At 36.6% G+C, this 7332-nt stretch carries 5 protein-coding genes; 4 read left to right on the forward strand and 1 reads right to left on the reverse strand.

From position 1 onward, the window contains the following. Positions 1-115 precede the first annotated feature (115 nt). Positions 116-1504: an aldehyde dehydrogenase gene (locus tag ACQKIH_RS13215; RefSeq protein WP_057988646.1), complete on the forward strand. Its 1389-nt coding sequence runs from the start codon at positions 116-118 to the stop codon at positions 1502-1504. A gap of 58 nt (positions 1505-1562) precedes the next feature. On the opposite strand, the gene ACQKIH_RS13220 is transcribed toward ACQKIH_RS13215, so the two are convergent. Beyond that, complete coding sequence (locus ACQKIH_RS13220) at positions 1563-3140, reverse strand: two-component system sensor histidine kinase NtrB (RefSeq protein WP_427766704.1); 1578 nt, start codon at positions 3138-3140, stop codon at positions 1563-1565. Positions 3141-3413: 273 nt separating this feature from the next. On the opposite strand from ACQKIH_RS13220, the gene ACQKIH_RS13225 reads away from it, so the two are divergent. The 3 genes from ACQKIH_RS13225 (at position 3414) to ACQKIH_RS13235 (ending at position 7200) form a co-directional block, all read left to right on the forward strand. Then, on the forward strand, positions 3414-4883 hold the full coding sequence (locus ACQKIH_RS13225) for a UDP-N-acetylmuramoyl-L-alanyl-D-glutamate--2,6-diaminopimelate ligase (RefSeq protein WP_427766706.1): 1470 nt from the start codon (positions 3414-3416) through the stop codon (positions 4881-4883). A gap of 233 nt (positions 4884-5116) precedes the next feature. Next, a complete protein-coding gene (locus tag ACQKIH_RS13230) occupies positions 5117-5545 on the forward strand; it encodes a VanZ family protein (protein WP_057988714.1) in 429 nt (142 codons plus the stop codon). An 83-nt stretch (positions 5546-5628) separates the two neighbouring features. Continuing rightward, positions 5629-7200: a peptide chain release factor 3 gene (locus ACQKIH_RS13235; RefSeq protein ID WP_057988641.1), complete on the forward strand. Its 1572-nt coding sequence runs from the start codon at positions 5629-5631 to the stop codon at positions 7198-7200. Positions 7201-7332: the final 132 nt, after the last annotated feature.

The raw sequence follows: 7332 nt of genomic DNA on the forward strand, positions 1-7332 counted from the left end.
CTTATCCCACCTTTCATGCAGGAAATCAATTGTACATTGTTGTAGTTATTACTATAGTTAATATGTGTGAACCGCTATAAATTATGCATAGTTTTTAAAGAAAGGGTGGAAAAAAATGAAATTTACGGCGCAAGATGTTGAACAAATGATAGAGGATCAACGTGCATTTTATTTTACACGGACGACGAAGGAAGTAGAATTTCGTAAGCAACAATTAGTGTTATTAAAAGAATCAATCAAAAAACATGAACACCAAATAATAGAAGCTTTAGCAGCTGATTTAAGAAAAAGTGAGTTTGAAGCGTTTGCAACGGAAATTGGCATTGTTTATGATAGCATTTCTTATTTTTTGAAAAATCTTGATAGCTGGATGAAACCAGAATTAGTAAAAACACCGATTCAATTTCAACCAGGGAAGAGCTATATTGTTCGCGAACCGTATGGTGTTGTACTAATTATTGGTCCATTTAATTATCCATTCCAATTAATAATGGAGCCGCTAATCGGTGCGATTATTGGGGGCAATACGGCCATTGTGAAGCCGTCTGAATCAGCTGTGCATACCGCGGCAATTGTCAAAACGATTATTGAAGAAACATTCGCTGAAAACTATGTTCGTGTTGTAGAAGGGGAAAAGGATGAAGTAACAGCTCTTATTCATGCGCCGTTTGATTATATTTTCTTTACAGGCAGTGTGGCTGTAGGGAAGGTAGTTGCCCGTGCCGCTGCGGAACGTTTAACACCCGTTGCACTAGAGTTAGGTGGGAAAAGTCCTGTTATCGTGGACCAAACAGCCAATTTAGAAGTAGCTGTTAAACGAATTGCTTGGGGGAAATTTAATAATACGGGACAAACATGTGTAGCACCAGATTATATTCTTGTGCATGAATCCGTTGCGAAAAAATTTGTGAAGCTGATGAAAAAGGCGTTACGTGAATTTTTCGGAGAGAATATTCAAAACAGCGAGGATTATGGGCGTATCATTAATTTACGCCAATTTGATCGCTTGCAAAATATACTAGATAGCGAACGAACTGCAGTTACATTTGGTGGCACTACGGACCGAGAAGATTTATTTATCGAACCGACGCTGTTAGAAAATATTACATGGGATAGTCCGTCAATGGAAGATGAATTATTTGGGCCGTTGCTACCGATTATGACGTATAAACAATTGCCACAAGCGATTCATGAAGTGCGCAAATTGCCAAAGCCATTAAGCGCGTATTTATTTTCTGAAAATGAAAAAGCGATTCAATATTTCCTACAAGAGCTTCCATTCGGCGGTGGCTGTATTAATGACGTGATTACACATGTTGGAAATAGTCATTTACCGTTTGGAGGAGTGGGACCATCTGGCAGCAAGGCTTATCACGGGAAAGCAAGTTTTGAAAGCTTTACCCACCCTAAATCCATTATGCAACGTTCAAATAAGCTTGCGAATAGTTTATTATTCCCACCGTATAAGCAAAAGGTGAAGCTTGTACGTACGATTATGAAATAATAAAATGACGAAGCCCCCATTTTCTATTCAAATGGGGGCTTCGTCTATGGAGAAAAAATTAATTTGGTTTAATCGGGAAGCTAATTAAAATGTCCGTTCCAACATTTTGTTTACTTGTGATTTTAATTGTACCGTGATGATCTTGAATAATTTTATTAATAATCATCATGCCTAAGCCAGTACCTTTTGTTTTTGTCGTGTAGAAAGGTTCAAAAATTCGTTCTAAAACATGTGGTGGAATGCCACAACCAGTATCCTTTATGCCGATAAAAACCTTGTTTTTGTCCATGTCTTTACATAATTCAATCGTAATAGTGCCACAATCATTAATCGCTTCCATCGAGTTTTTAAAGAGATTGATAAAGATTTGTTTAATTTGATTGGCATTGCCATGAATCATAGCATTTTCAAACACATTATTTATTTTTAGGGTAATGTTCCTTTGCTGAAATTCAAATTGGAAAAGGTGAGCAACCTCATCTAAAGTTTCACCTAAGTAAATCGAAACGAATTGATTTGCTTGCGGACGCGAAAGAACGAGAAATTCGGATAATATTAAATCAATGCCTTCAATTTCTTTTTGAATCAGTTTTGTATATTCATAATAAGGTGAAGAATCCCCATCATTCATCATTTGAACAAAGCCAGATATGACTGTCATCGGGTTTCGGATTTCATGGGCGACACCTGCAGCCATTTCACCAACTATTTTGAGCTTTTCGTTTTGTAAAACGAGATGTTCGTTTTCTTTAATATACGAGATGTCACGGGAAATAAGTGAAATAGCAATCATTTGTCCATTTGGGTCATAAATAGGCGATATCGAAATTTGAACGTCAATCAAGGTTCCGTTTCGTTTCATATCCTGCGTTTCGAACAGTTGAAGACTTTGCCCCATTAAAAGCTGTTTTGTTCGCTCAGCAGCCACCTCTGCATTTCCAGGAGGAATAAGCGGCAATATTTTTCCGATACTCTCCTCCTTAGTCCAACCATATAAACGTTCGAAGGCTGGATTCACCGTAATAATTGTATCGTCCAAATTAAAAACGACAATGGCATCCTCTGCATGCTCAAAGAACATGTTTAAGTAAGCCTCTTTGGATATCAAATTATTTTCGCGATCTATAGTGGACTGCTCTACACGATTCCATAGATATTTTACATAATAAGTTTGTAGTAAACTAACACCACAGACGAGTATCAAAAAAAATATAAATAAAAACTCTTCAATTCCACTTGAAATTTTAAAAGGTGAATGGGAGAAATTTAAAACGAAAAGTGATTCTGCAATCACGATTAGCGAAAAAAAAATATTAAGTGATATAGACCGATAAATACTTAAAATAATTAAAAAATATAAAAAAGAGTACAATGTAATAATATTTTCACTGTGATAGGTCAAAAATAATACATAAAAATGCCAACCAAAAATTAAGCTATATTGAAAAGTTTTTGGATTCACTTTTAAGAAATAGATGATTGAAAGACTAATCGAAATAGTAATACAAACCATTAAATTGGATGTAGGCAAATTAAAAAAACCAAGCCAAGGCGTAAAAATATGAAACAGCACTGAAAAAATTAGTGTTATATAGACTAATTGATTTCGTTTATGTAAAATGTCAAGTTGTTGCATGATACCTCCGATGTAAGAAATACTACCTATTATAATACATGAATTTGCTATGTCGATAAATGACGAATTTTGGTATGATAATAGATAGTGAATAAATAAATGGAAGTTTCATGTGATACGGCATGAATATATTTTTAATTTGTCCAAACGAAAGAATGGAAATTTATAAAAATGAGCAGTATGATGAAACTAATCATATAAATTACGAGCGAATAAAAGTGGGATTAAAGTGATGTTAATTTGGTGTAAACACTATATTTGGAGGAACGAATTATGTATGCAGAAGAGCTATTAAGTACACTTATGCAAAAAAAAGTGATCGGACAATTACCGAACATCATCAAAGACATTGCGATTGATTCTCGAAGTGTGCAACCAAGCAGTCTATTTATTTGTATTAAAGGCTATACAGTGGATGGGCATGAATATGCACAACAGGCAGTGGATGCAGGCGCAACTGTAATTGTAACAGAGTACGAGTTAGAGCTAGAAGGAAATGTCGCACAAATCATTGTCCAAAGTACAACGCGCACTTTAGGATTATTAGCTGCGAGATTTTTTGATTACCCATCTAAGGATTTAACGATGATTGGTATAACCGGTACGAACGGTAAGACGAGTGTTGCGGGTATTATTCATAATATTTTAATCGGACTGGGTGAAAAATCAGCGCTTTCAGGTACCATTGGATTTAATTTAAATGGTGTACTGTATGAGTCCGCTAATACAACAAGTGATGCGCTCAATACGCAACAAATGATTTTTCGTGCAAAAATGGAAGGCTGCCGTGCAATGGTCATGGAAGTATCTTCTCACGGGCTCTCTTTAGGTCGTTTAGCGGGCGTGGATTACGATGTGGCTATTTTTACGAATTTAACGCATGATCATTTAGATTTCCATGGAACGATGGAGGAATATGGAAATGCGAAAGGGCTATTATTTTCACAGCTCGGACAAGATTTAGAGAAAAATAAACATGTTGTATTGAATGCGGATGATCCGTGGTCAAAAAAATATGCGGACACAACACCTTTCCCGATTTGGACATATGGTTTACATAATGATGCCATTTTCCGTGCTACAAATTGCACGTATGAAAATGGGATGACGCATTTTGATATGGTCACGCCAGAAGGTACTTTCCATGTAAATATGCATTTATTAGGTGAATTTAATATTTATAATGTATTAGCGGCCACAGCAATGTTTTATGCGCGCGGTTTTACATTAGAAGCGGTTATTGAACAAATCGAAATGCTGCCACCAGTAAAAGGTCGAATGGAAAAGGTTATGACGGATTTACCAATTCAAATTTTTGTCGATTATGCCCATACATCCGATGCGATTGAAAAAGCAATTAATGCCGCATTGCCATATAAAAAACCAGAAAATAAATTGATTTTCTTAGTTGGAACGGGTGGTGGACGTGATAAAACGAAACGTCCAATCATGGCAGAAAAAGCGTCGGTTGCGGATTATGTCATTTTAACGACAGACGATCCTCGCTTTGAGGAGTTTGACAGCATTACAGGTGATCTTGCTAAAGGGATGGCTCATGACAATTATGCATGTATTGGTGACCGTGCTGAAGCCGTTCGTCATGCGATAAGTATTGCGAATGCTGGAGATATTATTATTTTTGCCGGTAAAGGGCACGAGGATTATCAAATTATTGAAAATACAAAATATCCTCATAGTGATGCAGAAATTGCGATAGAAGCAGGGAAATTAAAATTTGTTTAATTCAGAGGTACATTCAATCGCCGTATGTGTATGAAGCGCACATACGGTGTTTTTTAGTGGCGACACGTGCAGTAATGAAGGAACGTGTTACCATCTAGGAGGTGTTTAGTTAAGTGATCCAATCGTTTTTAATAAGCATGTTCATTTATTGCGTAGTGAGCTTGCCATTTTATATGATTTTTCGCTATCTTTATATGAGAACAAGAAAAATCATGTGGCCGAGGGAACTCGTCATGTTGCTCTTTTTTCTCTATTGCGTGAGTATATTTTCTCAAACAATTATACCTGATTTTACTATTGTGAATGGCCATCTTGTTTTCGATACGGCGAGTCCATATATGCGTAGTAACTTCACACTGCTTCAAACGATTCATTTGTACTATGATCAATTAAATGGTCCAATAGCGATGATCGCTTTTTACAATTTGGCGGGGAATATAATTTTATTTATTCCTTTTGGTTTCTTCATTCCACTGCTGTTTAAAAAGCTTAGAGGCTGGATTAAAATGCATATTGTCGCGCTTAGTATTCCATTGTTTATTGAGTGCACACAGTATTTTATAGGGCGTAGTATCGATATCGATGATGTATTATTAAATGCCATTGCAATTGTTATTGGATTTATTTTATATAAAGGACTGAACCGATACCTTAAAAAATGAAAAATATTAAGTAAAAAAGGTTGTCACTAGTAGTCCTTGTCTTTTAAAATAGGGAAGTATGGAAAAAGGAGACGGAATAAAAAATGACTTTAGAACAAGACATATTATCACGTCGTACATTTGCAATCATCAGTCACCCTGATGCTGGTAAAACGACGATTACAGAAAAATTACTATTATTCGGCGGTGCGATTCGTGATGCGGGTACGGTAAAAGGGAAGAAATCAGGTAAATTTGCAACATCAGACTGGATGGAAATTGAAAAGCAACGTGGGATTTCGGTAACGTCTTCCGTAATGCAGTTCGATTATTCAGGGTGCCGTGTCAACATTTTGGACACACCAGGACACCAAGATTTCTCAGAAGATACGTATCGTACACTATTGGCGGTAGATTCAGCGGTCATGGTAGTCGATGCAGCAAAAGGTATCGAGACACAAACGTTAAAATTATTTAAAGTATGTAAAATGCGCGGTATTCCGATTTTTACATTTATCAATAAGTTAGACCGACAAGGGAAAGAAGCCCTTGAGTTGATTGAAGAGCTAGAAGAAGTACTTGGGATTTCAGCGTATCCAATGAACTGGCCAATCGGTATGGGGAAAGAATTCCTTGGTATTTACGATCGTTATAACCAACGAATCGAACAGTTCCGTACAGAAGAAGCCGATCGTTATTTACCACTTGATGAGGCTGGTCATTTAGCTGTAGAACATCCGATGAAAGTGACATCTTACTATACGCAAGCAATGGACGATATTGAATTATTAAATGAAGCAGGTAATGCGTATTCTGAGGAAAGAATTCGTCGTGGTGAGTTAACGCCTGTATTTTTCGGTTCGGCATTAACAAATTTCGGTGTGCAAACATTCCTTGATACGTATTTAAAATTTGCTCCAGTACCGCAACCGCGTATTACAGAAGATGAGCAATTTATCGACCCTGTGGACCATAAAGAATTTTCTGGTTTCATTTTCAAAATTCAAGCAAACATGAACCCTGCTCACCGTGACCGTATTGCATTCGTACGTATCGTATCAGGTAAATTTGAACGTGGTATGAATATGACGCTTGCTCGTACAGGGAAATCATTTAAAGTGACACAATCTACGCAGTTTTTAGCAGATGATCGTGAAATTGTAGATGAGGCAGTAGCGGGCGATATTATCGGTCTTTATGATACAGGTACGTATCAAATCGGTGATACCGTTGTAGGTGGTAAAAAAGGCTTTAACTTTGAGAAATTACCACAATTTACACCAGAAATTTTCATGCGCGTATCTGCAAAAAACGTCATGAAAGGGAAGCAATTCCAAAAAGGTGTATTACAACTTGTACAAGAAGGCGCAATTCAGTACTTCAAAACATTACACACGGAAGATATTTTACTTGGCGCGGTTGGGCAATTACAGTTTGAAGTATTCCAACACCGCATGAGCAATGAGTATAATGTGGAAGTAATAATGGATCCTATCGGCAACAAGATTGCTCGTTGGATTGAAAATGAAGAAGAAGTGAAAGATTCGATGCATTCACAACGTTCAATGCTTGTAAAAGACCGTTTTGACAATAAAGTATTTTTATTTGAAAATGAATTTGCAATGCGTTGGTTCTCTGATAAAAATGAACATATTCAGTTGTATAGCTTCTTATAGGATTAACTAAAAACAAAATAAAAGTGGATTTGGAAAAGGGGACTGACCCCCGTATATAAGACAGAGGTCAAAAAAGCATTTATCCAACCAGTTGTCGGTATTGAACCGGCGACTGGTTGTTTAATTTCGCTT

It is taken from the genome of Solibacillus cecembensis (genome assembly GCF_050272495.1).
GTDB lineage: Bacteria > Bacillota > Bacilli > Bacillales_A > Planococcaceae > Solibacillus > Solibacillus cecembensis.